At 69.2% G+C, this 20,593-nt stretch carries 25 protein-coding genes; 10 read left to right on the plus strand and 15 right to left on the minus strand.

Annotated elements, in window-relative coordinates:
* The first annotated feature begins 179 nt into the window (after positions 1-179).
* The gene (locus MD221_RS07310; protein WP_242109127.1) at positions 180-902 is read left to right on the plus strand and encodes a hypothetical protein; all 723 of its coding nucleotides are present in this window, start codon (positions 180-182) and stop codon (positions 900-902) included.
* On the plus strand, positions 895-1,167 hold the full coding sequence (locus tag MD221_RS07315) for a hypothetical protein (RefSeq protein WP_242109128.1): 273 nt from the start codon (positions 895-897) through the stop codon (positions 1,165-1,167). Before MD221_RS07310 ends, MD221_RS07315 begins: the two co-directional genes overlap by 8 nt.
* A gap of 134 nt (positions 1,168-1,301) precedes the next feature.
* On the opposite strand, the gene MD221_RS07320 is transcribed toward MD221_RS07315, so the two are convergent.
* A complete protein-coding gene (locus MD221_RS07320; protein WP_242109130.1) occupies positions 1,302-2,243 on the minus strand; it encodes a hypothetical protein in 942 nt (313 codons plus the stop codon).
* Between the two features lie 105 nt (positions 2,244-2,348).
* On the opposite strand from MD221_RS07320, the gene MD221_RS07325 reads away from it, so the two are divergent.
* Positions 2,349-2,849, plus strand: coding sequence for a hypothetical protein (locus MD221_RS07325; RefSeq protein ID WP_425602232.1), 501 nt, complete (start codon positions 2,349-2,351; stop codon positions 2,847-2,849).
* Positions 2,850-2,939: 90 nt separating this feature from the next.
* On the opposite strand, the gene MD221_RS07330 is transcribed toward MD221_RS07325, so the two are convergent.
* Both MD221_RS07330 and MD221_RS07335 read right to left on the minus strand, forming a co-directional pair.
* Positions 2,940-4,127 carry an integrase family protein gene (locus MD221_RS07330; RefSeq protein WP_242109132.1) on the minus strand — a complete coding sequence of 396 codons (1,188 nt, stop codon included), beginning with the start codon at positions 4,125-4,127 and terminating at the stop codon, positions 2,940-2,942.
* A 302-nt stretch (positions 4,128-4,429) separates the two neighbouring features.
* A complete protein-coding gene (locus tag MD221_RS07335) occupies positions 4,430-5,002 on the minus strand; it encodes a CGNR zinc finger domain-containing protein (protein WP_242109141.1) in 573 nt (190 codons plus the stop codon).
* Positions 5,003-5,110: 108 nt separating this feature from the next.
* On the opposite strand from MD221_RS07335, the gene MD221_RS07340 reads away from it, so the two are divergent.
* Positions 5,111-6,385 (plus strand): glycoside hydrolase family 2, encoded by a 1,275-nt coding sequence (locus tag MD221_RS07340; protein WP_242109149.1) that lies wholly within the window; start codon positions 5,111-5,113, stop codon positions 6,383-6,385.
* Between the two features lie 179 nt (positions 6,386-6,564).
* Here the strand turns inward: MD221_RS07340 and MD221_RS07345 are convergent, their stop codons facing one another.
* The gene (locus MD221_RS07345; RefSeq protein ID WP_242109151.1) at positions 6,565-7,143 is read right to left on the minus strand and encodes a GNAT family N-acetyltransferase; all 579 of its coding nucleotides are present in this window, start codon (positions 7,141-7,143) and stop codon (positions 6,565-6,567) included.
* 119 nt (positions 7,144-7,262) lie between these two features.
* Here MD221_RS07345 and rocF point away from each other — a divergent pair, with 119 nt between their 5' ends.
* The 3 genes from rocF to MD221_RS07360 all read left to right on the plus strand — a co-directional run bounded on the left by rocF (position 7,263) and on the right by MD221_RS07360 (position 9,103).
* Complete coding sequence (gene rocF, locus MD221_RS07350) at positions 7,263-8,186, plus strand: arginase (protein ID WP_242109167.1); 924 nt, start codon at positions 7,263-7,265, stop codon at positions 8,184-8,186.
* Positions 8,187-8,400: 214 nt separating this feature from the next.
* On the plus strand, positions 8,401-8,556 hold the full coding sequence (locus MD221_RS07355) for an entericidin A/B family lipoprotein (RefSeq protein WP_242109177.1): 156 nt from the start codon (positions 8,401-8,403) through the stop codon (positions 8,554-8,556).
* A gap of 346 nt (positions 8,557-8,902) precedes the next feature.
* Positions 8,903-9,103: a CsbD family protein gene (locus MD221_RS07360; protein WP_242109179.1), complete on the plus strand. Its 201-nt coding sequence runs from the start codon at positions 8,903-8,905 to the stop codon at positions 9,101-9,103.
* Between the two features lie 98 nt (positions 9,104-9,201).
* Here MD221_RS07360 and MD221_RS07365 read toward each other — a convergent pair whose 3' ends face one another.
* A complete protein-coding gene (locus tag MD221_RS07365) occupies positions 9,202-9,987 on the minus strand; it encodes a hypothetical protein (protein ID WP_242109180.1) in 786 nt (261 codons plus the stop codon).
* Positions 9,988-10,106: 119 nt separating this feature from the next.
* On the opposite strand from MD221_RS07365, the gene MD221_RS07370 reads away from it, so the two are divergent.
* Both MD221_RS07370 and MD221_RS07375 read left to right on the plus strand, forming a co-directional pair.
* Positions 10,107-11,486: a tryptophan--tRNA ligase gene (locus tag MD221_RS07370; protein WP_242109183.1), complete on the plus strand. Its 1,380-nt coding sequence runs from the start codon at positions 10,107-10,109 to the stop codon at positions 11,484-11,486.
* A complete protein-coding gene (locus tag MD221_RS07375) occupies positions 11,483-11,791 on the plus strand; it encodes a DUF1616 domain-containing protein (protein WP_242109185.1) in 309 nt (102 codons plus the stop codon). The genes MD221_RS07370 and MD221_RS07375 overlap by 4 nt, the downstream gene beginning before the upstream one ends.
* Positions 11,792-11,809: 18 nt before the next feature.
* On the opposite strand, the gene MD221_RS07380 is transcribed toward MD221_RS07375, so the two are convergent.
* Together MD221_RS07380 and MD221_RS07385 are read right to left on the minus strand one after the other, a co-directional pair.
* Entirely contained in the window at positions 11,810-12,721 is a 912-nt protein-coding gene (locus MD221_RS07380; protein WP_242109187.1) for a HEAT repeat domain-containing protein, read from the minus strand.
* 132 nt (positions 12,722-12,853) lie between these two features.
* Positions 12,854-13,648: a M23 family metallopeptidase gene (locus tag MD221_RS07385; RefSeq protein ID WP_242109189.1), complete on the minus strand. Its 795-nt coding sequence runs from the start codon at positions 13,646-13,648 to the stop codon at positions 12,854-12,856.
* A gap of 141 nt (positions 13,649-13,789) precedes the next feature.
* On the opposite strand from MD221_RS07385, the gene MD221_RS07390 reads away from it, so the two are divergent.
* Positions 13,790-14,719: an MBL fold metallo-hydrolase gene (locus MD221_RS07390; protein WP_242109191.1), complete on the plus strand. Its 930-nt coding sequence runs from the start codon at positions 13,790-13,792 to the stop codon at positions 14,717-14,719.
* Positions 14,720-14,731: 12 nt separating this feature from the next.
* Here the strand turns inward: MD221_RS07390 and MD221_RS07395 are convergent, their stop codons facing one another.
* The 8 genes from MD221_RS07395 to pdhA form a co-directional block, all read right to left on the minus strand.
* On the minus strand, positions 14,732-15,118 hold the full coding sequence (locus MD221_RS07395) for a VOC family protein (RefSeq protein ID WP_242109193.1): 387 nt from the start codon (positions 15,116-15,118) through the stop codon (positions 14,732-14,734).
* A gap of 33 nt (positions 15,119-15,151) precedes the next feature.
* A complete protein-coding gene (locus MD221_RS07400; RefSeq protein ID WP_242109195.1) occupies positions 15,152-15,577 on the minus strand; it encodes a hypothetical protein in 426 nt (141 codons plus the stop codon).
* 94 nt (positions 15,578-15,671) lie between these two features.
* Entirely contained in the window at positions 15,672-16,076 is a 405-nt protein-coding gene (locus MD221_RS07405) for a bleomycin resistance protein (RefSeq protein WP_242109197.1), read from the minus strand.
* On the minus strand, positions 16,073-17,476 hold the full coding sequence (locus tag MD221_RS07410; RefSeq protein WP_242109199.1) for a dihydrolipoamide acetyltransferase family protein: 1,404 nt from the start codon (positions 17,474-17,476) through the stop codon (positions 16,073-16,075). The genes MD221_RS07405 and MD221_RS07410 overlap by 4 nt, the downstream gene beginning before the upstream one ends.
* A 52-nt stretch (positions 17,477-17,528) precedes the next feature.
* Positions 17,529-17,870: an SH3 domain-containing protein gene (locus MD221_RS07415; protein WP_242109201.1), complete on the minus strand. Its 342-nt coding sequence runs from the start codon at positions 17,868-17,870 to the stop codon at positions 17,529-17,531.
* Between the two features lie 4 nt (positions 17,871-17,874).
* Positions 17,875-18,240: a cupin domain-containing protein gene (locus tag MD221_RS07420; protein WP_242109211.1), complete on the minus strand. Its 366-nt coding sequence runs from the start codon at positions 18,238-18,240 to the stop codon at positions 17,875-17,877.
* A 13-nt stretch (positions 18,241-18,253) separates the two neighbouring features.
* A complete protein-coding gene (locus tag MD221_RS07425; protein WP_242109218.1) occupies positions 18,254-19,282 on the minus strand; it encodes an alpha-ketoacid dehydrogenase subunit beta in 1,029 nt (342 codons plus the stop codon).
* Positions 19,279-20,352: a pyruvate dehydrogenase (acetyl-transferring) E1 component subunit alpha gene (pdhA, locus tag MD221_RS07430; RefSeq protein WP_242109227.1), complete on the minus strand. Its 1,074-nt coding sequence runs from the start codon at positions 20,350-20,352 to the stop codon at positions 19,279-19,281. Before pdhA ends, MD221_RS07425 begins: the two co-directional genes overlap by 4 nt.
* Between the last annotated feature and the right edge of the window lie 241 nt (positions 20,353-20,593).

Here is a 20,593-nt window from a genome sequence, read left to right on the forward strand (position 1 = left end):
AGACGGCGGCGGCTTTGAGGGAAACACGTCCGGAGAACGATGGCGTTCGCGCCCAACGCTCCGCGACACATTGCAGGCGTATCCGGTCAGCGCACAGGCGCGCGTGACCCGCACCTCGGCTTGGTGCACGCGCTCGTGACAGGCGACCGGAGGACCAACCTCACAGGAGCCAGCGAGCCATGAAGATCGAACTCAGCGACACCCCCCTCCTCAGCACCCAGCAGATCGGCGAGCTCGCCTCGACCCTGGACCTGCTGCACAAGCGCACCCTCGTCGCGATCGAGCGCCTGAACAAGGACGTCGCGACCCGCAAGCAGCAGATCGCCGCGCGCTGGAAGAGCGCCCCCGGCATCGGCGCGGCCGACGTGGCGCGCTTCGCCGAGCACGAGACGCTCGCCAGCGTCCGCGAGATCAAGGACAACTCCAAGGCCGAGCTGGACAAGATCATGAAGGAGGCCGGCGCGCCGCACGCGCAGCTGGTCGGCCAGCGCCAGTTCTACGACTCCCCGGCCAAGGTCCTGGCCCGCGCGGCCCTGGGCGACCCGAAGCGCACCGAGTACCTCCAGCAGCTCCAGCACGCCGGCCCGGCCGAGCTCGGCCACATGGCCCAGGTCGCCGTCGGCACGCGCAACGTCGCCCTGGCCTCGGCCGTGCTGTCCCTGATCGACCGCCTGCCCACCAAGGACCGCCCGGTCGGCCCGGTGGAGCTGGCGACGGCGATGAAGCAGGACGACTTCCTGAAGGTGCAGGAGTACATCAAGCTGGGCGACGCGCGCCTCCAGGGCATCCTGGTCGCCATCCGCGCCTGGTACGCCGGCAAGGCCAACCCGCTCAGCTCGGTGCAGCTCGCCATGCGCGAGCGCGACATCGACCACGACCTGATCGGGGGCGACGATGCGTAAGCTGGCCCACTACTCGATCGACCACCCGGTGGCCATCGCGCTGTCCGGCCTGGTCGGCGCCCTCCGCACTGGCGACGACCTCCTCGCGTCCCTGGCCGAGCGGGCCGAGGCCGCGGGCGTCCGCCCGTACTCCGAATACTTCGACGACGCGGCGCGCCTCGCGGGCATGCCGTACTGCCGCGCGCTCGACCTGTACGTGGACCGCGAGACAAAGCGCCGGGCCGACCGGCTGGGATACGGGCAGGCGCACCTCGCGCTCTGCTGACCGGGCAAACGCGGCCGGGCTGGTTGGGTGCGCAGAGGGGCGACGGGTTGCCCCGGCCGTGTTTCGAGGGGGATGTCCTGAGGGCATCCCCTTCTTTTTCATGGGCTTAGGGACCTTCGCGTCCAGACAGCCAGTTAGGGGGCTTTTGCGAACCCGCCGCCACCCAGGCGCGCGACTGCTACCCTGCTATCAGAGATCGTCTCGTCGTACCGCTCCACGAATGTGGCGAACTTGCCTCGATCATTGTTGTAGCTCTCTATCCAGCGAGCCTGCGCCTGAGCGAAAGCCTGCACGAGCCCGAGGAAGTCAAAGTAGTAGACGCCTCCAACATCGCGCGGGATTTCCGGCGCATCTCCAACTCTGAACGATATCCGGCGAACCTGTTTCTTTCGCACCTTCGATGAACTGAGATTCGTCATATGAAGCAGGCCGTTCCGCAGTTCCCACAACTCCGCAGCGGTTATGCCGAGTGGTGCTAGCTCGCAATACTCCTCCATCCATTTCACGAAGGCTCCCCGGTCGTCTCCGTACTCGATGTACGCGAGGCTGTCGATGCAGCAGACAAGAAGTTTCATTGCGGAGACATAGAGGCCCGCGTTGAAGGTCAACTTGATCGCCAAGAAGTAGTCATCGTGGATGAGCTGGGAGAAATTGATTCCCTCGTCACTGGCGTACTTCCGCAGCCAATCCACCATGGTGCCGGGTTCCCCCAACTTTTCCGAAACATCGTTCACGTCCAGATCCCCAAGCTCGGAGCTGTAATTGAAGTGGGCCTTCCCATTTAGAACGGGCGTTGACACGAAAAGGGGCGACGCACCGGCACCCGCGTGTACAAACAACTCGTCGTAAAGGCAATGCCCCTCTCCAAGCCGGCACCTTGCGTTGTATTCGGACCTGGCGAACGGCTTCGACAGACGCACCTTCTTGGCGATGGCAAGGTCCGCGTCCACTCGTGCCCGTAAAAGGTCGATACCTTCTTGATCCGATCCCTCGTGGGCATGGGCGGTGTAGCCGGCCACGGAACATACGTCCTTGGCGTCGAAGAGTAGAAAGACGTTGTATATCTGTTCTGCCATGCAGGGCACCGGATTCTCGTAGAGGGGGGGGGCTCCCGGACCCAGCGAATCGCGACCTAATGCGCCTACAACCCCAACGTAGGAGTGGACGTGATGCTGGACAAAATGAGCATGAAGGAGCTGCTGGCCCTGCACAACCGCGTCGCCGACAAGCCCGCAGGGCCCAAGACCTTCGCGACCCGGGCCAAGCTCGTCGCCCGAATCAAGCAGGTCGCGGCCGACAAGAACCTCGACCTGGCCTCGTTCGGGCAGCCGAAGAAGCCCAAGGCGACCGCGCAGCACGCAGAGCCGAAGGCCGAAGCCACCGAGACGCCAGAAGCGACCGAGAAGAAGCCCCAAGGCAAGGGCATCGGCGCGCTCGCCCGTGCGATCCTGATGGACCCGGCGGGCCACCCGCACGCGCTCATCGCCGAGATGGTCAACGTGCAGATCAAGGGCGCTGCCGCCACCGCCAAGTCGGTTCGCTGGTACGCCAACGACATGCGCAAGAAGGGCGTCGAGGTGCCGCCGCGTCAGAAGCACCACCCGGCCGACATGGACGAGGAGCAGTCGGCGGAGGCCCTGCGCACCGTGCGCGTGGTCGAGCCCGCGCCGTCCGACGGCTGACGCGTTCTCCCGCCGTGTACGAGAAAGGGCCACCTTTGCGGTGGCCCTTTCATTTCATCGCCTTGTGGTGCGTCGCGTGCCGACTGCGGATCAGGTGGCCAGCCTCGGTGGCCACGTCCCGGGCTCGTGGACGAGGCCCAGTGCGTCGAGGATGTAGCGCGATGCCTTCTCTTGGTGCTCGCGCAGGTGGTCGAGCGACGGGTGCAGGTAGCCCATCGTTACGCCGCCGCTCGACGCGCTGTGGTTAAGCAGGAACCGCAGCTCTAGCAGCGGCACGCCAGCCTGCAACGCGAGGGACGCGTACGCGTGCCGCAGCGCGTGGCCGGTGAGGTCGCCTAGCTCGTGCTGCTGGACCTCGGCCACCCGGCCCGATGCCGAGTCGGCCGGGAACAGGTAGGGCGTCTTGCGCCTCACGCCGTCGGCGTTCGCCTCGCGGTGGGCGAGCAGGTCGGCGAGCGCCGAGGACAGCGGCAGGTCGAACTTTTTGGACGAGCCGCCCTTCGGGTTCGGGACGTGCAGGCGGCCGTCGCCGAGCTCCGCGCGTCGTGCCTCGCACGACGCCGTCCGGCGCATGCCCGACAGCAGCATGAACAGTTGGAGGTCGCGGCGCACCGGGTTGCCCAGCGACAGCACCGCGTTGCCCCATGCCCTGAGCTTGTCGGGGCTGGCGTCCACCTCGCGACGGCGCATGCCGTTCATGTCCACGTTGCCCACCGGGTTCGGCGGCAGGTCGGGGAACTGGCGCAGCGCGCGGTTGTAGACCGAGCGCAGGACCCGCATGACGTTGTCGCCCGTGGTCGCGCCGCTTTTTGCTGTGAGCTTGCGGTGCCGCTCGCGCACGCCGGCCCGGTCCGCGCCGATCTCGGCCAGCGGCCTGTCGAGCCAGTCCTTGAGGTAGTAGGTGACGTGGTACTCGTAGCCGCTTCGGGTCTTGTCTGCCAGCCGCCGGGAGTTGAGGTGCAGGTCCAGCCCCTCCCGCAAGGTGATGCCGCGCGCCCGGGCCCTGCGGCGCTCCTCGTTCGGGTTGGTGCCGCCCCGCATGCCGACCAGGGTCTGCCTCGCGAGGTCGCGGGCCTGCTTGGCGTCCATCGCTGGGTGGTCGCCCAGCTTCGTCCGGACCTGCCGGCCGTTGACGAGGGACTGGACGTAGAAGCTGCGCTTGGTGGCGGTGACGATGAGGTAGAACCCCCTCATCTCGGTGTCGGCGTACAGGACCGACTTACCCGGCTCGGGCCGGGGCGCCCTCTCGACGAGGGACTGGGTGATCTTCGACTTCATGCTAGCTCCGTGGGTTGCGGGGCCACGGCCCGAACACGCTTTCGCACCACAAGGTGCCGTGTTCAGTCGCGCCGTGCGCTCCCTCGAAAGCCATTAAGTCGCAGTGCTATCCTCTTGTAAGCTGCCGGCAGACCATCCGATTACAAATCATGGCAAGGCTTGCAACGCCTGACTTGTAAGCGGTAGGTCCCCAGTTCGAATCCGGGTGCCGGCACCACATCGCGGCACCTCGGCGCGCGGCGACATCCAGGAACATTCAAGGATCCGCAGCGGATGCGGGTTGCTGCGCGAAGCCGACGGCTTTATTTCTCCGTGCGCCGGCGATAGGCGCGCTGCGCCTTCGCCTTGTTGCCGCAGTCGCTCATGCTGCACCATTTGCGCGGTTTGCCGCGCGAGTGGTCGACGAACAGCCATCCGCACCCGGGCCCTTTGCATTCGCCAATCCTGGTCCGCTCCAGGGACAGGAGCAGCGAGGCGGCCTCGGCCAGGACGGGATATGTCGCCTTGTGCAGGCTCGTGGCCTCGCTTGCCCAGCCCCAGGACACGCGTCCGTCCTCATAGCAGATCCGCCGCTCGGCCTCGGCCGCGCGCAGGTCTTCGCCGAAGGCTGCGAACGCGGCTTTCCCGATCGATCCGCCTCCGGCGATCGGATGGAACAGCGCGAACAGCCGTTCGCGGATGGCGATCGCTTCGCCCAGTCGTGTCGCCGGGATGATGATCTCCGGCAATCCGACGGTGCGGAACCATCGCGCCAGATCCGCGGGGGAGCGCAGCAGCTCCCGGCGCTTTTCCGGGTTTCCGCGATTGGCAACGGTGTTGACGAAATCCAGGGCCAGACTGCCGCTGATCGCCTCGAAACCGGAGGGCTCGCTCATCAGGGAACGGGGGTTGGGGGGCTGGACCTGCACTTGTCTGTCCTCGGAGGGCTCTGTATAACCTTATTAATAGCTTTAATGGGGTTATATTCCATGAGAGTCGCGGTGATGCTGCTCAGGCTATTCGGATTGGCGCTCCTCCTGCAGGGGCTGCAGCCCGCACACGCGGCGGTCGAGGCCAGATTGGCCGCGGCGGAAGTGCCTCTGACCGGTCCCTGGCAGTTCCGTTTCGGCAACGATCCGCAATGGGCGACCCCGCAGTTCGACGACAGTGGCTGGGAACGGATGGATCTGACGCCGCCGCCCGGCGCCCATGACGGCGACGTCGGTCTGCCGGGCTATGTCCCGGGCTGGTCGGCGCGCGGACATTCTGGACGATGGGGGCACGCATGGTATCGGCTGCGCGTGCATTGGAGCGTGCCGGAAGGCATGCGGCCGGTGCTGATGGGACCGACCCTGGTCGATGATGCCTACGAAATTTTCTGGAACGGACGCAGGATCGGCGGGATCGGGGACTTCGGCAGCGATCCGCCGCGCGCCTACACGGCGCGTCCGAAGCTTTACGCATTGCCGGAATCGGCCTCGTCCGGCGACGCGGTCGTCGCGGTGCATGTCTACCTGGCAAAGCGCTCGGCCGGAGCGGGGGAGGCCGGCGGCATGCATGTTGCGCCGATCCTGGCCGGACCGGATGCGGGGGCCGCGCGTTTGCTGGCGCAGTGGTGGCAGACGTTCTGGGGCTATGCCGTCGAGGTGGTCGAGCCGATGCTCCTGCTGGCCCTGGCCTTGTATGCCTTGTCGCTGCGCAGCCTTGGCGCGCCGGACCGGTTCTGGGCCGCCGCCGCCATCGCGCTCGTCCTGGTCGCCCTGAATCGCTTCCAGCAGGCGGTGACGTCGTGGACGGAACTCGAAAGCCTGGACACGTACGAGATCCTGAGACTGGGCGTGCTCGGGCCGCTCACGCTCGGCGCCTGGGTGATCGCCTGGAACCGCTGGGTGTTTCCCGCCGACCGGCGGATCACCCTGCTCGCGATCGTCTTCATGGTCCTCGCCGCGATTGCCGGCCTGGCCGGAGACTCCATGGAAATCATGCGAAGAGGCAGCCGGCTGGCCTTGCTGGCGCTGTTCGCCTGGGCGGCATGGAACATCTTCAGGCGCGGACGCGGGCGGGTGCTGGCCCTGGTCGGCGTGGCGGCCGTCGGCGTGGGCGGCATGTTCGCCGAGGAAATCAATGCGGCCGGTGTTCCCGGGATCTGGTTCCCGTTCGGTGTGGGGGTCTCGCGAAGCCAGTATGCGCTTGCGGTGGCAATTCCCCTGCTCGCCGTGCTGTTCCACTGCCGCGCGGTTCGTCGCATGCGCGAAGCCGGGCCGGAAGCATCCGCATGACGCGTTGACCGTGCCGGTCCGAGAGCGGACATGCTTCCGTGCGGCGCGATCGCTCGACATGCAGTCCCGTGCGATGGCGGTGCTGAAGAGGGAGCATCACGAAAGCGCGACGCGCAACATGCCGGAGCGATGGTGTATTTCGCGGGCCGGTGCCGCGCCCTCTTCCTTTCCGGTGCCGCTCAACGCAGCCTCTGCCACATGTGGACCACGCCGCGGTAGGCGTTGGCATCGTCGCGCAGCGCCATCGGTTCGGTCGCATACGCGATGAAGCCGCAGGCTTCGTACAACGCCAGCGCCGCGGCATTGCCTTCGGTCAGCGCCAGATACGCGGCGGTGACCGCTTCGCGGGTCCTGGCGCAATCCAGCGCGGCGCCTATCAGGGCTTTCCCGAGGCCGACGCCGCGATGCGCAGGCGCGACGTACATGCCGAACAGGGTGGCCTTGTGCCGCGTCCTCGTCCGATCCTCGAACTTGAGGCCGGCCGTCCCGGCCAGGACATCGTCGACGAAGGCGCCGAAGGTGACGCTGCTGCCGTCCTCGTGCGCGATGCGCTCTTCCCACCAGCGCAGGGGAAGCGGCGCGCGCTCGGTGAAGGTGGAGATGAAGCTGCCATCCGCCGCCGCGTAGGCTTCGAGCATCAGTTCGCGGTAGGGGGCGACATCGGCTTTGGTCAATCGTCGGATGTGCATGGTCGATGGCGGTGTGTTGTCGATGCCGTCGCAGGCGTGGTCAGGGCCGCGAGCGTTTCGGGGGCACAAGTGTATCGATGTTAGAATCGCGACCCGGCTTGGCGACCGAGCCGGCGCGCGAAGCGCTGTCGCGCCACGCCGCAAGACCACGCGCCGCACGGGCGCCATGCCATTCGGAGCCGATGACGATGAGCCGCCAATATCCCGCCGTGACCATCTTCGGCGTTCCCACCGACGTCGGCGCCGGCACCCGCGGCGCCTCGATGGGACCGGAAGCCTTGCGCGTGGCCGGGCTGGCCGAGGCGCTGGCCGCGCGCGGCATCGACGTGGTGGATCGCGGCGATCTCGACGGCCCGCGCAATCCCTGGCGCGGCCCGGTGGACGGGTACCGCCATCTCGACGAAGTGGTGGCCTGGAACCGCGCCGTGCTGGAAGCCGCCAGCGGCGTGCTCGGCGAAGGCCGCATGCCGGTGCTGCTCGGCGGCGACCATTGCCTGGCCATCGGTTCGATCGCCGCGGTCGCCAACCATTGCCGCGCCAACGGCAAGAAGCTGCGCATCCTGTGGCTGGACGCGCATACCGACTTCAATACCCAAGACATCACGCCCTCGGGCAACATCCACGGCATGCCGGTGACCTGCCTGTGCGGCATCGGTCCGGAGGAACTCACCGGCCTCGGCGGGCACGTGCCGGCGATCCAGCCCTCGCAGATCCGCCAGATCGGCATCCGTTCCGTCGACCAGGAAGAGAAGCGGCTGGTGAAGCAGCACGCGCTCGACATCTACGACATGCGCTACATCGACGAGGTCGGCATGAAGCGGACGATGGAGAAAGCGCTGGAGGGCGTCGACGAGGACACGCATCTGCACGTGAGCTTCGACGTCGACATCCTCGATCCGAGCATCGCGCCGGGCACCGGCACCACGGTGCCCGGCGGCGTGAACTACCGCGAGGCGCAGCTGATCATGGAGATGATCGCCGACAGCGGACGCCTGGGCTCGCTGGACATCGTCGAGGTCAATCCGGCGCTGGACCGTCGCAACCGCACCGCCAAGCTCGCCGTCGACCTGGTCGAGAGCCTGTTCGGCAAGTCCACGCTCATGCGCGATTAAGAGGGGCGCGGGCGGGCCGTCCGGCGCCTGGCGGCGGACGGCGTCCGGGGGCGGAATTCCGCCCTGTTTTCCGGGCGATTCCGCGCCGGCCGAGGAGCCCGCCGGCGGGGGCGGGTGGCCCGCCCACTTGGCTTTCACGCCCAGGTGCGCTTTCATTCATCCTGTGGGACGCAGACTGGCCGCGGTCCCCACATTCCATCCACAGGAGAGCCTCATGAAGCGTTTGATTGCCCTGATGCTGTTGGCTATGTTCTCGCTCGGCATGCTGTCCGCCTGCAACACCGTCAAGGGTGCGGGCAAGGACGTGCAGAAGGTCGGCGAGAAGATCGAGCAAGGCGCCGACAAGACCGGCGGCACCGACTCGAAGTAACTCGAACGTCGAACGGGTATCACCGAACGGGCCGGAATTTCCGGCCCGTTTTTTTGGCGCCGCCCATCGCCGAGAAGACCTTTCGGCGAGCGGAAAAAGACGGGCCGGCCATGGGGCCGGCCCGTTCGCTGCGTGCGTCCTTGCGGGCTTGCTTCCGCCTCGTCGAATCTGCAGCGAAACTCGGCCATCGTGTCGTCGATGGCGTCGCGCCGCACGGCGCGAATGAATGAATGGTTCAAGAAGTCACTGGATCGCAACGCAATCTTGATCTGTCTTGAAGACGCGCGCGCCCAAGCTGTCGTCGCGGCAGAACGTACTGCCGTCAGCCGAAAGAAGAGGTCGAATCATGAACAAAGACATCATTGCCGGTAAGTGGACGCAGATGAAGGGCCTTGCCCAGGCGAAGTGGGGCGAGCTCACCGACGACGTGTTCGATGTCGCCAGCGGCGACAGCAAATACCTGGCCGGGAAACTGCAGGAACAGTACGGTTGGGATCGCGATCGCGCCGAGCGCGAGGTGCGTGATTTCGAGAAGACGCTCAACTAGCGCGCCGCGCCGCCGCATGGCGGTTCGATTCGCGAAGAGGCCGGCCATCGCCGGCCTTTTCGCGTTCGGAGCATGCGTTCGTCTTGCGCGGCGTGCTACTACCAGTTGGGCGGGTCGGCGACGAAGCCGCCGGGGAAGGCCTGCGGCGCATCCTCGCGCGCCCAGCGGCGGTCGGGGCGCGGCAGGATGCCGAGCGCGGCCAGCCGGTCGGGCGCGTCATAGCGCAGTTGCGTCAGTTGCGCGGGCCGGCTGCCAGCGCGCACGAACTCGGTGCGCCCGACCGGCGACCATTCGCGCGCGCCGTGGCCAGTGCCGATGCTCTGCTTGGCCTGGCCGTAGGCGCGGGCGCTGTCGGCCGGCGCCGCCTCGGCCGCGGCGTTGGCCTCGCGACGCTCGCTGTCGCGGTAGAACGGCATCGGCGCCGGCGCCGCGACCGGGCGGCGTTCGCGGAACACGGCGATGCCGATCACGCCGACGTTGTCGGGGCGTCCGGTGCGCGCGGCATAGCTGTCGGGCAGATCGGTGAAATAGAACTGCGCGACGTCCTCCAGCGATTTGCGCCAGCCGGCGATCTCGGTGCTTTGCCAGGGCGCCAGCACGTAGCCGGCCTGGGACGGGTCGGCATCCTCGCCGCTGACCGCGTTGACGCCGTCCACCGACAGCACCACCAGCACGCGCTCGGCGCTGGTATTGGTCAGGCGCACGGCATAGCGATGGCCGGGGATGCCGGGCACCCAGGTGTCGCCGCGGCCGCGGTACTGCGGCAGCCAGTCGCCGTCGTCGCGGTCGATCACGGCGACCTGCACGAGCGGCCGCGCCGACAGCGGCCCGCAGGCGGTGGCGGAAAACAGGGCGGTCACCAGCAACAGCAGCGAGCGGATCATGGCGGTTTCTCCGAAGGGGACGACCGGGCCAACGGGCGGACGCGGGAAACGGGGTTGCCGGCGGGCCGGTTTCGCCGTTGCGGGCGCGGACCCCGCCGCACAGCGGGTAAACTTTTCCCATGTCCGCCTCCGCCCCCACGGCCGCTTCCGGCCGCAAGACCCGCATCCTCACCGGCATCACCACCTCGGGCACGCCGCACCTGGGCAACTACGTGGGCGCCATCCGCCCGGCCGTGGCCGCCTCGCGCGCCCCCGATGCGGAGAGCTTCTACTTCCTGGCCGACCTGCACGCGCTGATCAAGGTGCAGACGCCCGAGCGCGTGCAGCGCTCGACGCTGGAGATCGCCGCGACCTGGCTGGCCTGCGGCCTCGACCCGGACAAGGTCTGGTTCTACCGGCAGTCCGACATTCCGGAGATCCCCGAGCTGACCTGGCTGCTGACCTGCGTGGCCGGCAAGGGCATCCTCAACCGTGCGCACGCCTACAAGGCGGCGGTCGACCGCAACCGCGCCGAGGACGAGGACGACGATGCCGGCGTCACCGCCGGATTGTTCATGTATCCGGTGCTGATGGCCGCCGACATCCTGATCTTCGGCGCCGACAAGGTGCCGGTGGGCCGCGACCAGGTGCAGCACATCGAGATGGCGCGCGACTTCGGCCAGCGCTTCAACCATCTGTACGGCGCGCCGATCGGCAAGGAGTTCTTCGTCCTGCCCGAGGCGGTGATCGACGAGCAGGTGGCCACGCTGCCGGGCCTGGACGGCCGCAAGATGTCCAAGAGCTACGACAACACCATTCCGCTGTTCGCCCCGCGCGCGACGCTGCAGAAGCTGATCGCCTCGATCGTCACCGATTCCAGGGCGCCCGGCGAACCCAAGGACGCCGACGCCTCGCACGTGTTCCAGCTCTACCAGGCCTTCGCCAGCGTCGAGGAGACGGCGGCGCTGCGACGCGAGTTCGAGCGCGGCATCGGCTGGGGCGAGGCCAAGCAACGGCTGTTCGAGCGCATCGACGCGGAGGTCGCGCCGCTGCGCGCCCGCTACGAGGCGCTGATGGCCGAGCCGCAGAAGATCGAGCGCCTGCTGCGCGAGGGCGCGCAGCGCCTGCGCGAGCGGCATGCCGCGCCGCTGCTGCGCACGCTGCGCGAGGCCGTCGGCCTGCGCGACCTGTCGCAGGCCGGCGGCGAGCGCCGCGCGGCCGCCAGGCGCGAGGCCGCCGCGCCGCAGTTCAAGCAGTACCGCGAGCGCGACGGCCGCTTCTACTTCAAGCTGGTCGCCGCCGACGGCCGCCTGCTGCTGCAGAGCGAGGGCCATGCCTCGGCGCGCGAGGCGGGACAGCTGATCGCCCGGCTCAAGGCCGAAGGCGCCGCCGGCATCGCGCCGGCGGCGGGCCCGGGGGCGCTGCGCCTGGGCGATGCGGCGCTGGGCGCGTTGGCCGAGGGCGTCGCGCTCGAAGAGGTGGCCGCCGCGCTGGCCGCGTTCGCCGAAGACGCGGCATGAACGCGCAGGTCGAGTTCAATCTCGCGCTGATCCTGTTCCTGCCCTGGTTCCTGATCCTGGCGGTGCTGTACTGGCGCTACCCGCGGCAGCCGCGGCACGCGGCGCGCCGGATCTTCGACCTGGCCGCGATCGCGTTGTCGGTGGCCGCCTTCCTGGCCACTATCCATTGGGCGCAGCAGATCGCCGATGCCGGCGCCGGGCGCATCTGGCGGCAGATCCTGGCGACCTCGCTGGGCTACGGCGCCTTCCTCGCGGTGCTGGCCCTGGCTCTGCTGCTGCGCTGGCGCTGGCTGCGCCGCGCCTGAGCCGCGCCTGAGCCGCGCCTATGGCGTGGGCGGGGCGCCGTCCGAGTTGCTGTTGGCCAGCGAGGCCTGCCTGTAGATCTCGTATTCCGCGCGGTCGAGCGGGAAGTTCTGCAGCGTGAAGAGCGCGGCGGTGCGTTCCTCGCGGTCCGCCTGCGGGTTTCCGAGGATGTCCAGCAGCAGCTCCTTCACCCGCGGCGAGCGCACGCTGGAGACGCCGATGCCGCCGATCGCGGCCTGGCGCACCTGCGGGGCGGGATCGAGCAGGGCCTCGTAGAGGACGCCTTCCAGGTCGCCGCTCTTGTCCCACTGCATGGTCTGGGACACGCTGCCGGCGCGCACCTCCGGATCCGGATGATGGCGCAGCGCCGTCAGGCGCTCGACGACGGGCGCGGCATCGTCGGTGGACATGATGGCCGGGGTGAGCATGCCGACCAGCTCGCGCAGCGCGGCGGGATTGGTCTCGCGCTGCAGCTGTTCGACCATCAGCGTGCGGGCCTCGGGCTTGTCGAGCGGGTAGGCGCGCAGCAACGCCAGGCCGTCCTGGCGCTTGGCGGCGTCGGTGGCGGTGAGCAGCTGCCGCGCCATGCGCAGCACGTCGTCGTTGGCGGCGCTCTGCAGGATGGAGAGGATCGCGCCGCGCTTGTCGGGGTCGGTTTCGGCCTCGAAGCGGCGCATCAGGTCGCGCAGGTAGACCGGATCGCTCTGCGCGCGCGCCACTTCGGCGCCGAGCTCCTCGTCGTGGACGATCGGCGGGTCCGTGTAGATCGTGGCCGGAAGGGCGGACGGTTGCGCCTGGGCCGACGCCGCGTCCGGCGGCGCGGCCGAGGCCTGCGTGGCGGGGGCGTGCCATGTCTTGCCGATCCACGCGCCCGCGACGCCGCCGGCGATGGCGGCGGCGAGCAGGGCGAGGCCCAGTCGGAATCCTGTCATGTCGCTGCGCGGTCCTGTGCTCGATCCGATACGGCTATGGTCGCCGTTCCGGCACGCCGCTTACAAGCGCGCGGCCCGGACGCGCGGCGCCGGCCGCTGCGGACCGGCGCCGGGGAGGCGTCGCGGGACCGGTCAGCAATCCGGTGCGACGCGCCCGTCCGAGCCCGTGTAGGTGTAGGCGTCGGGAATGTAGCGGCCGCTGCCGATGCGGTTCCAGAGGTTGCTGGTGCCGTAGGTGCCGGTGACCGACTGCCCGGTGGTCTGGCAGGAGATGGTGACCTTCGCACCGTCGGCCAGCGAACCGACGACGCTGTAGCTGGTGCTCGGGCCCGAGCGCACGTTGAGGTTGGCGCCGCTGGTGTTGACGGTGCCGGTGGCGCCGCTGGTGCCGCCGCACGAGTTCTTGCTGGTGTAGCTCTTCTTGGCGTAATAGGGAATGGCGGTGCCGTTCCAGACGATCCTCTTCACCGTGCCGCTGTAGCGCTGCTCGTAGTGCAGGTGGGGGGACAGGTTGTACTTGGCGCTGCTCTTGCCGACGGTGCCGATCTTCTGGCCGATGCGCACGCTTTGGCCGGCCGACACCGAGCGCGAGTTCAGGTGCGCGTAGAGCGTCTGCCAGCCGCCGCCGTGATCGATCACGATGTAGTTGCCGTAGCCGGTGGTGGTCGAATACGCCGAGGTCCTCACCGTGCCGCCGTAGGAGGCGACCACGGTATCGCCGAGGTCGGAGTCCGGATTGGGGCCGCGGTTGAGGTCGACGGCGTTGGCGGGACTGTGTCCGTCCCAGGTGCTGCCGACCCAGGTCTGCCCGCACGGGAAGGGCATCTGGAAGTTGGGCGCGGCCTGGGCGGCGGCGACGGGCAGAACGAACAGGACTGCGAGCAGTCCGAACAGGCGATGGATGCGGTGCTTCACGATTCCCATCATGTGAGTCTTCCCCTCATGTGAATGGACGTTGCGAAACTGCGGTGCTGCGACGCCATCCGGTCGAGCGTCCCCTGGAACGTTCGAGGCCTTATCCTGCATGCATCGGCCACAGGCCTGGACGACGTGCCGGGAGGGTACACGATGGAACATTACGGCATCTTCACGATCGACACCGGCTTCCATCGCCCCGGATTCTGCGCGGCCTACCTGATCGAGGAAAGCGGGCGCGCGGCGCTGGTGGATTGCGGCACCAACCGCTGCGTGGCGCGGATGCTCGCCGCGCTGGAAGCGCGCGGGGTGGCGCGCGAGGCGGTGGACTGGCTGATCCTCACCCACGTGCACCTGGACCATGCCGGGGGCGCGGGCAGCCTGTTGCGCGAGCTGCCCAATGCGCGCCTGGTGGTGCATCCGCGCGGCGCCCCGCACATGATCGATCCGGCGCGGCTGACCGCCAGCGCCAAGGCGGTCTACGGCGAGGCCGAATTCGAGCGCAGCTACGGCGCGCTGGTGCCCGTGCCGGCCGAGCGCGTGGTGGTCGCCAACGACGGGCACCTCGTCGATCTGGCCGGGCGGCCCTTGCTGTGCGCCGATACGCCCGGCCATGCGCGCCATCACCTGGCGGTGTGGGACGCGCGCAGCCGCAGCTGGTTCAGCGGCGACGTCTTCGGCCTGTCCTATCGCCAGTTCGATACCGCCCAAGGCCCGTTCGTGCTGCCGACCAGCTCGCCCGTGCAGTTCGAGCCCGAGGCGATGCAGGCCTCGATCCGGCGCATGCTCGCCGAGCATCCGGAGGCGGTCTACGTCACCCATTACGACCGGGTCACCGAGGTGCAGCGCCTGGGCGCGGAGCTGGTCGAGCAGATCGACGCCATGACCGCCATCGCGCGCGCCTGCGACGGCGGCGAGGATCACCATGCGCGGCTGGTCGCGGCGCTGCGCGGCTACTACGTCGACCGCGCGCGCCGGCACGGCGTGGCCGACGCGGCGGCGCTGGTCGCCGACGTCCTGCCGATCGACATCGAGCTCAACGCGCAGGGCCTGCAGGTCTGGCTGGATCGCGCGCGCGCCTGAGCGCGCGGCCGGTCATTCGTCCCAGCTGTTGAGGTGCGGGCCGAAGGGCTTGCGCTGCTGGCGCACGACGCAGAAGCGGTGGCCGCTGGGGGCCTCCATCACCCACCAGGTATGCACCTTCTCGATCTTCTTCGCGCCGAGCCTTTCCAGGCGCGCGGCCTCGGCCTCGACGTCGTCGGCCTCGATGTCCAGATGGACGCGCGAGGGATGGGCCACGCGCTGCAGCAGGATCATCGGCTCGTCGTGTTCGGTCTTGAGTTCGGCGTACTTGCCGTCGCCGTCCTGATCGGTCGCGACGACGTCCTTGCCAAGCGCATGGCTCCAGAACGCGACGTGCGGGGCGAGATCCTCGACCTGGCAGTCGAGCACGAGGGTGGACAGACGGCTGTGGTGCGGCATGTGCGATTCTCCCGTGGGGTGTGACGATCGCGCTCAGGCCAGCATCGGGGCGCCGAGCGACGAGAACAGCTGGTTCTGGACCTTCTTGGCCATCGCGCGCGGCAGCTTGACCAGCAAGCCGCCGCTGCTGAGCGCGATCTCGCCGCGGCAGATCAGGCCGTTGATCTCGACATAGCTGTCGAACCGGTAGCGATCGCCCTCGCGCGCGACCTCCAGGAACATCGGCGCGGTGAGGAAATTGCGGCCCTTCTGGTATTTGCGGCGGTCGCCCTGGTCCTGCACGAGACGATAGCCGCTGTCCCCGGCCCAGGCATCGATCCTGGGAAACAGATCCTCGGCGGAGACAAGCGTGTTGACGTCGCGGTGCTTGTCGCCGTTCCTGGCGATCAGCGCCATGACGTTGAGCATGGCCAGGCCGAGCAGGCCGCCGATGATGCCGAAGGTGATGATGGAGCCCATGGAACATCCTTTTAAGAGGGTGCGGGAATTAAGAGGGCGCGGGAAGCCGAAGGCAGCGCGATCGCGTGGCTGTCGCCGACGCGCCGCGGCGAGGTCATCGCGCGGCTTCGTCCGGCGCCGCGGCGCACAGCGGCTGCCCGAACTGCAGCAGGTAGCCGTTGTTGTCGTACACGGCGAACTCGCGCATGCCGTAGTCGAAATCCTCCACCGGGTAGCACACGCGCGCCGCGTCCTTGAGCCGGCGCCACCAGGCATCGACGTCCCCGGTGCGCAGATAGAGCGATCCGGTGAAGGCCGGCGCCGCGTCGCCCTCGTGCGCATTGGGCGCGGCCAGCATGATCTCCACGCCGTCGCAGGCGAGCGAGGCCCAGCCGTCGTCCGCGCCGCCGCCCTGCAGGGCGAAGCCGAGCGTGCCGGTGTAGAACGCGATCGACCCGGGCAGGTCCCAGCTGCGCAGCATCGGCGTCAGGCCGGACAGCATGGCCGGGGCGGCGTTCATTGCGGCAGCGCCAGATCGTCCAGCATCGCCTTCAGGAAGCGCGCGGCCTCGCCGCCGGTGCAGGCGCGGTGGTCGAAGGTGAGCGAGAGCGGGATCACCCTGTGCGATTCGAAGCCGCCGATCACCGGCGTGATCTGGTGGCGGCCGCGCCCGGCGGCGACGATCGCCACCGTCGGCGGCACGATCACCGGCGTGGCGTAGCGGCCGGCGAACATGCCGAAGTTGGACAGCGAGATGGTGTAGCCGCTCAGCTCGCTGGCGGGGATGCTGCGGTCCTCGACCTGCGCGCGCAGGCGGTTGACCGCCTCGCGCACGCCGCGCGCGTCGAGCACGTCGGCGTTGCGCAGCGCCGGCACGAACAGGCCGTCGTCGGTGTCCACGGCGATGCCGATGTCCACCTGCGGGTGCAGGGTGCGGGTGAGCTTGTCGCCGTCGAACCAGGCGTTGAGGGCGGGCACGGCCCGGGCGGCGGCCACGATCGCGCGCACCAGGCGCCCGGTGACGTCGTTGCCCGGCGTCCAGGCATGGATGTCGGCGTCGTCGCTGAGCGTGGTCGGCACCACCTTGCTGTGCGCATCGGCCATCACCCGCGCCATGTTGCGGCGCACGCCCTTGAGCTGCTCGGGCTGGCCGGTGGCCGAGACGCCCGGCGGCTGCGTGCGCATCGGCTTGCCGGAGGCCGAGAGCGCGGTGCGCTGCTGCGGATCGCGCGTCGGCGCCGAAGGCGCCGCGGCGGGCGGTGCGGCGTTCGCGGCCGCCGCGCGCGGCGCCGCCGCGCCGGCCTTGGCGCTGCCGTCGGCGGCGGCGCGCTTGACGTCGTCCATGGTCACCACGCCGTCGGCGCCGCTGCCGCGCACGCGGGCGAGATCGACGCCGAGCTTGCGCGCCTGCGCGCGCACCGCCGGCATCGCCTTGACGCCGCCCACGGCCACCGCCTGTTCGCTGTGCACCGTGTCGGAGGACTGCATCGCGCCGACGACGGTGCCGCTGTCCTCGCGCTCGCCGGCCGTGCCCTTGGCGGCGGGCGCGCCCGCGTCGCTGATCGCGCCGCCCTCGTCGGAGGCGACGACCTTGTCCGCGGCGCCGGGCGCGGGCGCGCCCGCGCCGCCGGGGTGGTGGCCGGTGTCCTGCCCTTCCGAGCGCTGCGGCAGGGTCGGGTCGATCTCGAACACCGCCAGGGCGGTGCCGGTGACGATCACGTCGCCTTCGCCGCCGGCCAGCTTGAGCACCTTGCCGGATACGGGCGAGGGCACCTCCACCACGGCCTTGGCGGTCTCCATCGAGACCAGCGGCTCGTCCAGGCGCACGGTGTCGCCGACCTTGACGAACCACTCGACGACGGTGGCGTCGGGCAGGCCCTCGCCGAGGTCGGGCAGGTTGAAGGTTTTCTGGTCGGCCATGGTGTCCTCTGGATCTTGCGTAAGGGGTGGGCTTCGAAGATGAAGCGGTCTTTCAGTCGATGAGTTCGAGCACGCGCGCCGGGATCCAGCCGCGCGTGCCCTGCGCGTTCTCGGCCCACCACCAGTCGGCCAGCTCGTCGTGCAGGACGAGCAGCTCGCCGGGGTCGGCGTCGAGTTCGCGCGTGTCGTAGTCCTGCCGCGCGGTGGCCAGGCCCTGCTCGCGATCGAACAGCATCGCCGGAACCCAGCCGCCCAGGCCGCTGGTGAGCGAGGTCCACACGAATTGCGGCCAGTCGCTGTCGCGTTCGCCCAGGGTGACGGTGTCGCCGGCGCCCACGCGGATCGCCGGACGGTCCGGCGCGCGGTGCGGCAGCACGACCCGGGCGCGCTTCATGCGCTCAGGCCCACACGTCGCTGGCCGCGGTCAGCGCGCCGCCGGCGTCGCCCGTGTTGACCACGCCGCGCGGCTCGATGATCAGCGCATGGCATTCCTCGCGGGCGCGGGTGATGTGCTCCGCGCCGCGCGGCACCACGAACAGCTCGCCCTCGCGCACGGTCACCTCGCGGTCGCGGAAGCCGATCTGCATCTCGCCCTTGACCACCAGGAACACCTCGTCGGTATCCTCGTGCCGGTGCCAGACGAAGTCGCCCTGCAGCTTGACCAGCTTGAACTGGTAGTCGTTCATCTCCGCGACCACGCGCGGCGACCAGTGCTCGGAGAAGCCTGCCAGGCGCTGCGTCAGGTTGACGATGTCCGAGGACATGGCGGCGATCGCCTCACGCCGCCAGCGCGCGCTTGGCGGCGGCCACGATCTTGTCCACGCTCGGCAGGTATTTCATCTCCAGGCGGAACAGCGGGATGTGGGTGTCGTAGCCGGTGACGCGCTCCACCGGCGCCAGCAGGTCGTACATCGACTCCTCGGCCAGGCGCGCGGCGATCTCGGCGCCGAAGCCGGCGGTGCGCGGGGCCTCGTGCACGATCACGCAGCGGCCGGTCTTGGCCACCGATTCGGCGATGGTGGCGAAGTCCAGCGGCTTGAGCGTGGCCACGTCGATGACCTCGGCGCTGATGCCATCAAAGGCGAGCTTGTCGGCGGCCTCCAGCGTTTCCTTCACCTGCGCGCCCCAGGTCACCAGGGTGATGTCGCTGCCGTCGCGCAGCACGTAGCACACGTCCAGCGGCAGCGCTTCGCCGTCGTCGGCTACCACTTCCTTGTACTGGCGGTAGATGCGCTTGGGCTCCATGAAGATCACCGGGTCCGGATCGCGGATCGCGGCGAGCAGCAGGCCGTAGGCGCGCGCGGGCGAGGAGGGCAGCACCACGCGCAGGCCGGGCACGTTGGTGAAGATGGCCTCGTTGGCTTCGGAGTGGTGCTCGGGCGCGCGGATGCCGCCGCCCCAGGGCACGCGCAGCACCATCGGGCAGTGCAGGCGGCCGCGCGTGCGATAGCGGAAGCGTGCCGCGTGGCAGACGATGTGGTCGACCATCGGGTACATGAAGCCGTCGAACTGCGCTTCGGCCACCGGCTTCATGCCCATCGCCGCCATGCCGACGGTGAGGCCGGCGATGGTGGTCTCGTCGAGCGGGGTGTCGAGCACGCGCTCGGCGCCGAACTTCTGCTGCAGGCCGGCGGTGGCGCGGAATACGCCGCCGTTCACGCCCACGTCCTCGCCGAGCACGATCACGCTGTCGTCGTTGCGCATCTCGTAGGCCAGCGCCTGGGTGATCGCCTCGATCAAGGTGATGGCCGTCGGGGTGGCGGCCTGCGCGCCGGCCTTGTCGTTGCTCTTGGTCATGACGTTCATGCGCGCTTCTCCAGCGCAATGGCCGCGGCGCGCTGCTCCAGCAGGTCGGGCGGGGGATCGGCGTAGAGGTAGTCGAACATCGCCTCCACCGGCTGCACCGGCGTCTCCAGGTAGGCGTTGAGCTCGACGTCGACCCGCTTGGCGCATTCCTCGGCCCAGGCCTTCTCGGTCGCCTCGTCCCAGAGCTTGTGCGCGGTGAGGTAGGTGCGCAGCCGGGTCATCGGGTCGCGCGTCCAGGCGTCCTTGACCTCGTCCTCGGAACGGTAGCGGCGGGCGTCGTCGGCGGTGGTGTGGTCGTGCAGGCGGTAGGTGAGGAACTCGATCACGCTGCCGCCGCCGCCCGCGCGCGCCAGCTCGGTGGCGCGGCGCATGCCCTCGAGCACGGCGATCAGGTCGTTGCCGTCCACCTGGAACGAGTTCAGGCCGCCGGCGAGGCCCTTCTGCGCCAGGGTCTTGGCGCCGGTCTGCGCCGAGCGGGGCACCGAGATCGCCCAGCCGTTGTTGATCACGCACAGCACCAGCGGCAGGGTGAAGGCGCCGGCGGAATTGAGCGCGGCGTAGAAGTCGGTCTTCGACGAACCGCCGTCGCCGCAGCAGGCCACCGCCACGCGCGGCTGCTTGCGCAGCTTGAAGGCCAACGCGGCGCCGGCGGCGTGCAGGCACTGGGTGGAGATCGGCACCGACCAGGAGAAGTCGTGGCGCGGACCCTCGAAGTCGTTGCCGCGCTCGTCGCCGCCCCAGTACATCAGCACCTCGCGCGGCTTCACGCCGCGCATGAACTGCGCGCCGTACTCGCGGTAGCTCGGCGCGAACACGTCCTCCGGACGCATCGAGCCGCCGATGCCCACGTGCGTGGCCTCGTGGCCGAGGCAGGAGGCGTAGGTGCCCAGCTTGCCGGTGCGCTGCAGCGCGATCGACTTGCTGTCGAAGGTGCGCACGAACAGCATCTGCTTGAACAGCGGCAGCAGCGTCTTGGGGTCGGCGAACGCGGCCGGCGGCTCGGCGACGAGCTTGCCGTCGGGGCCGAGGTACTGGAGATATTCGATTTCGAAACGGGCGGCGACAGTCATCGCATCGGCATCCTGGGCGCTCTGGAATGGGAGACGGCTCGTCACGCCGGGCATCGGGGGATGCGGGGCGGCGTTCCGGACGGCTGGATCCGAGCGCGGCGGCGCCGGACCTGGCTGAGCGTCGGAGGAATCCGCCGTTCGCAGAACGGGAGGATTCGCGGCGCCGGGTGCGAGGAATGATAACCGCAGCCGTGTTAAGCGCCATTGCGCAATGCGGCACAAGCCGTTGCGCGGCGCCGCG

It is taken from the genome of Luteimonas aquatica (genome assembly GCF_022662575.1).
Taxonomy (GTDB): domain Bacteria; phylum Pseudomonadota; class Gammaproteobacteria; order Xanthomonadales; family Xanthomonadaceae; genus Luteimonas; species Luteimonas aquatica.

Coding starts and splice junctions, on each gene's coding strand:
- MD221_RS07310 (WP_242109127.1), top strand. CDS start 180: ATGAAGATCGAACTCAGCGACACCCCCCTCCTCAGCACCCAGCAGATC.
- MD221_RS07315 (WP_242109128.1), top strand. CDS start 895: ATGCGTAAGCTGGCCCACTACTCGATCGACCACCCGGTGGCCATCGCG.
- MD221_RS07320 (WP_242109130.1), bottom strand. CDS start 2,243: ATGGCAGAACAGATATACAACGTCTTTCTACTCTTCGACGCCAAGGAC.
- MD221_RS07325 (WP_425602232.1), top strand. CDS start 2,349: ATGAGCATGAAGGAGCTGCTGGCCCTGCACAACCGCGTCGCCGACAAG.
- MD221_RS07330 (WP_242109132.1), bottom strand. CDS start 4,127: ATGAAGTCGAAGATCACCCAGTCCCTCGTCGAGAGGGCGCCCCGGCCC.
- MD221_RS07335 (WP_242109141.1), bottom strand. CDS start 5,002: ATGAGCGAGCCCTCCGGTTTCGAGGCGATCAGCGGCAGTCTGGCCCTG.
- MD221_RS07340 (WP_242109149.1), top strand. CDS start 5,111: ATGCTGCTCAGGCTATTCGGATTGGCGCTCCTCCTGCAGGGGCTGCAG.
- rocF (WP_242109167.1), top strand. CDS start 7,263: ATGAGCCGCCAATATCCCGCCGTGACCATCTTCGGCGTTCCCACCGAC.
- MD221_RS07355 (WP_242109177.1), top strand. CDS start 8,401: ATGAAGCGTTTGATTGCCCTGATGCTGTTGGCTATGTTCTCGCTCGGC.
- MD221_RS07360 (WP_242109179.1), top strand. CDS start 8,903: ATGAACAAAGACATCATTGCCGGTAAGTGGACGCAGATGAAGGGCCTT.
- MD221_RS07365 (WP_242109180.1), bottom strand. CDS start 9,987: ATGATCCGCTCGCTGCTGTTGCTGGTGACCGCCCTGTTTTCCGCCACC.
- MD221_RS07370 (WP_242109183.1), top strand. CDS start 10,107: ATGTCCGCCTCCGCCCCCACGGCCGCTTCCGGCCGCAAGACCCGCATC.
- MD221_RS07375 (WP_242109185.1), top strand. CDS start 11,483: ATGAACGCGCAGGTCGAGTTCAATCTCGCGCTGATCCTGTTCCTGCCC.
- MD221_RS07380 (WP_242109187.1), bottom strand. CDS start 12,721: ATGACAGGATTCCGACTGGGCCTCGCCCTGCTCGCCGCCGCCATCGCC.
- MD221_RS07385 (WP_242109189.1), bottom strand. CDS start 13,648: ATGATGGGAATCGTGAAGCACCGCATCCATCGCCTGTTCGGACTGCTC.
- MD221_RS07390 (WP_242109191.1), top strand. CDS start 13,790: ATGGAACATTACGGCATCTTCACGATCGACACCGGCTTCCATCGCCCC.
- MD221_RS07395 (WP_242109193.1), bottom strand. CDS start 15,118: ATGCCGCACCACAGCCGTCTGTCCACCCTCGTGCTCGACTGCCAGGTC.
- MD221_RS07400 (WP_242109195.1), bottom strand. CDS start 15,577: ATGGGCTCCATCATCACCTTCGGCATCATCGGCGGCCTGCTCGGCCTG.
- MD221_RS07405 (WP_242109197.1), bottom strand. CDS start 16,076: ATGAACGCCGCCCCGGCCATGCTGTCCGGCCTGACGCCGATGCTGCGC.
- MD221_RS07410 (WP_242109199.1), bottom strand. CDS start 17,476: ATGGCCGACCAGAAAACCTTCAACCTGCCCGACCTCGGCGAGGGCCTG.
- MD221_RS07415 (WP_242109201.1), bottom strand. CDS start 17,870: ATGAAGCGCGCCCGGGTCGTGCTGCCGCACCGCGCGCCGGACCGTCCG.
- MD221_RS07420 (WP_242109211.1), bottom strand. CDS start 18,240: ATGTCCTCGGACATCGTCAACCTGACGCAGCGCCTGGCAGGCTTCTCC.
- MD221_RS07425 (WP_242109218.1), bottom strand. CDS start 19,282: ATGAACGTCATGACCAAGAGCAACGACAAGGCCGGCGCGCAGGCCGCC.
- pdhA (WP_242109227.1), bottom strand. CDS start 20,352: ATGACTGTCGCCGCCCGTTTCGAAATCGAATATCTCCAGTACCTCGGC.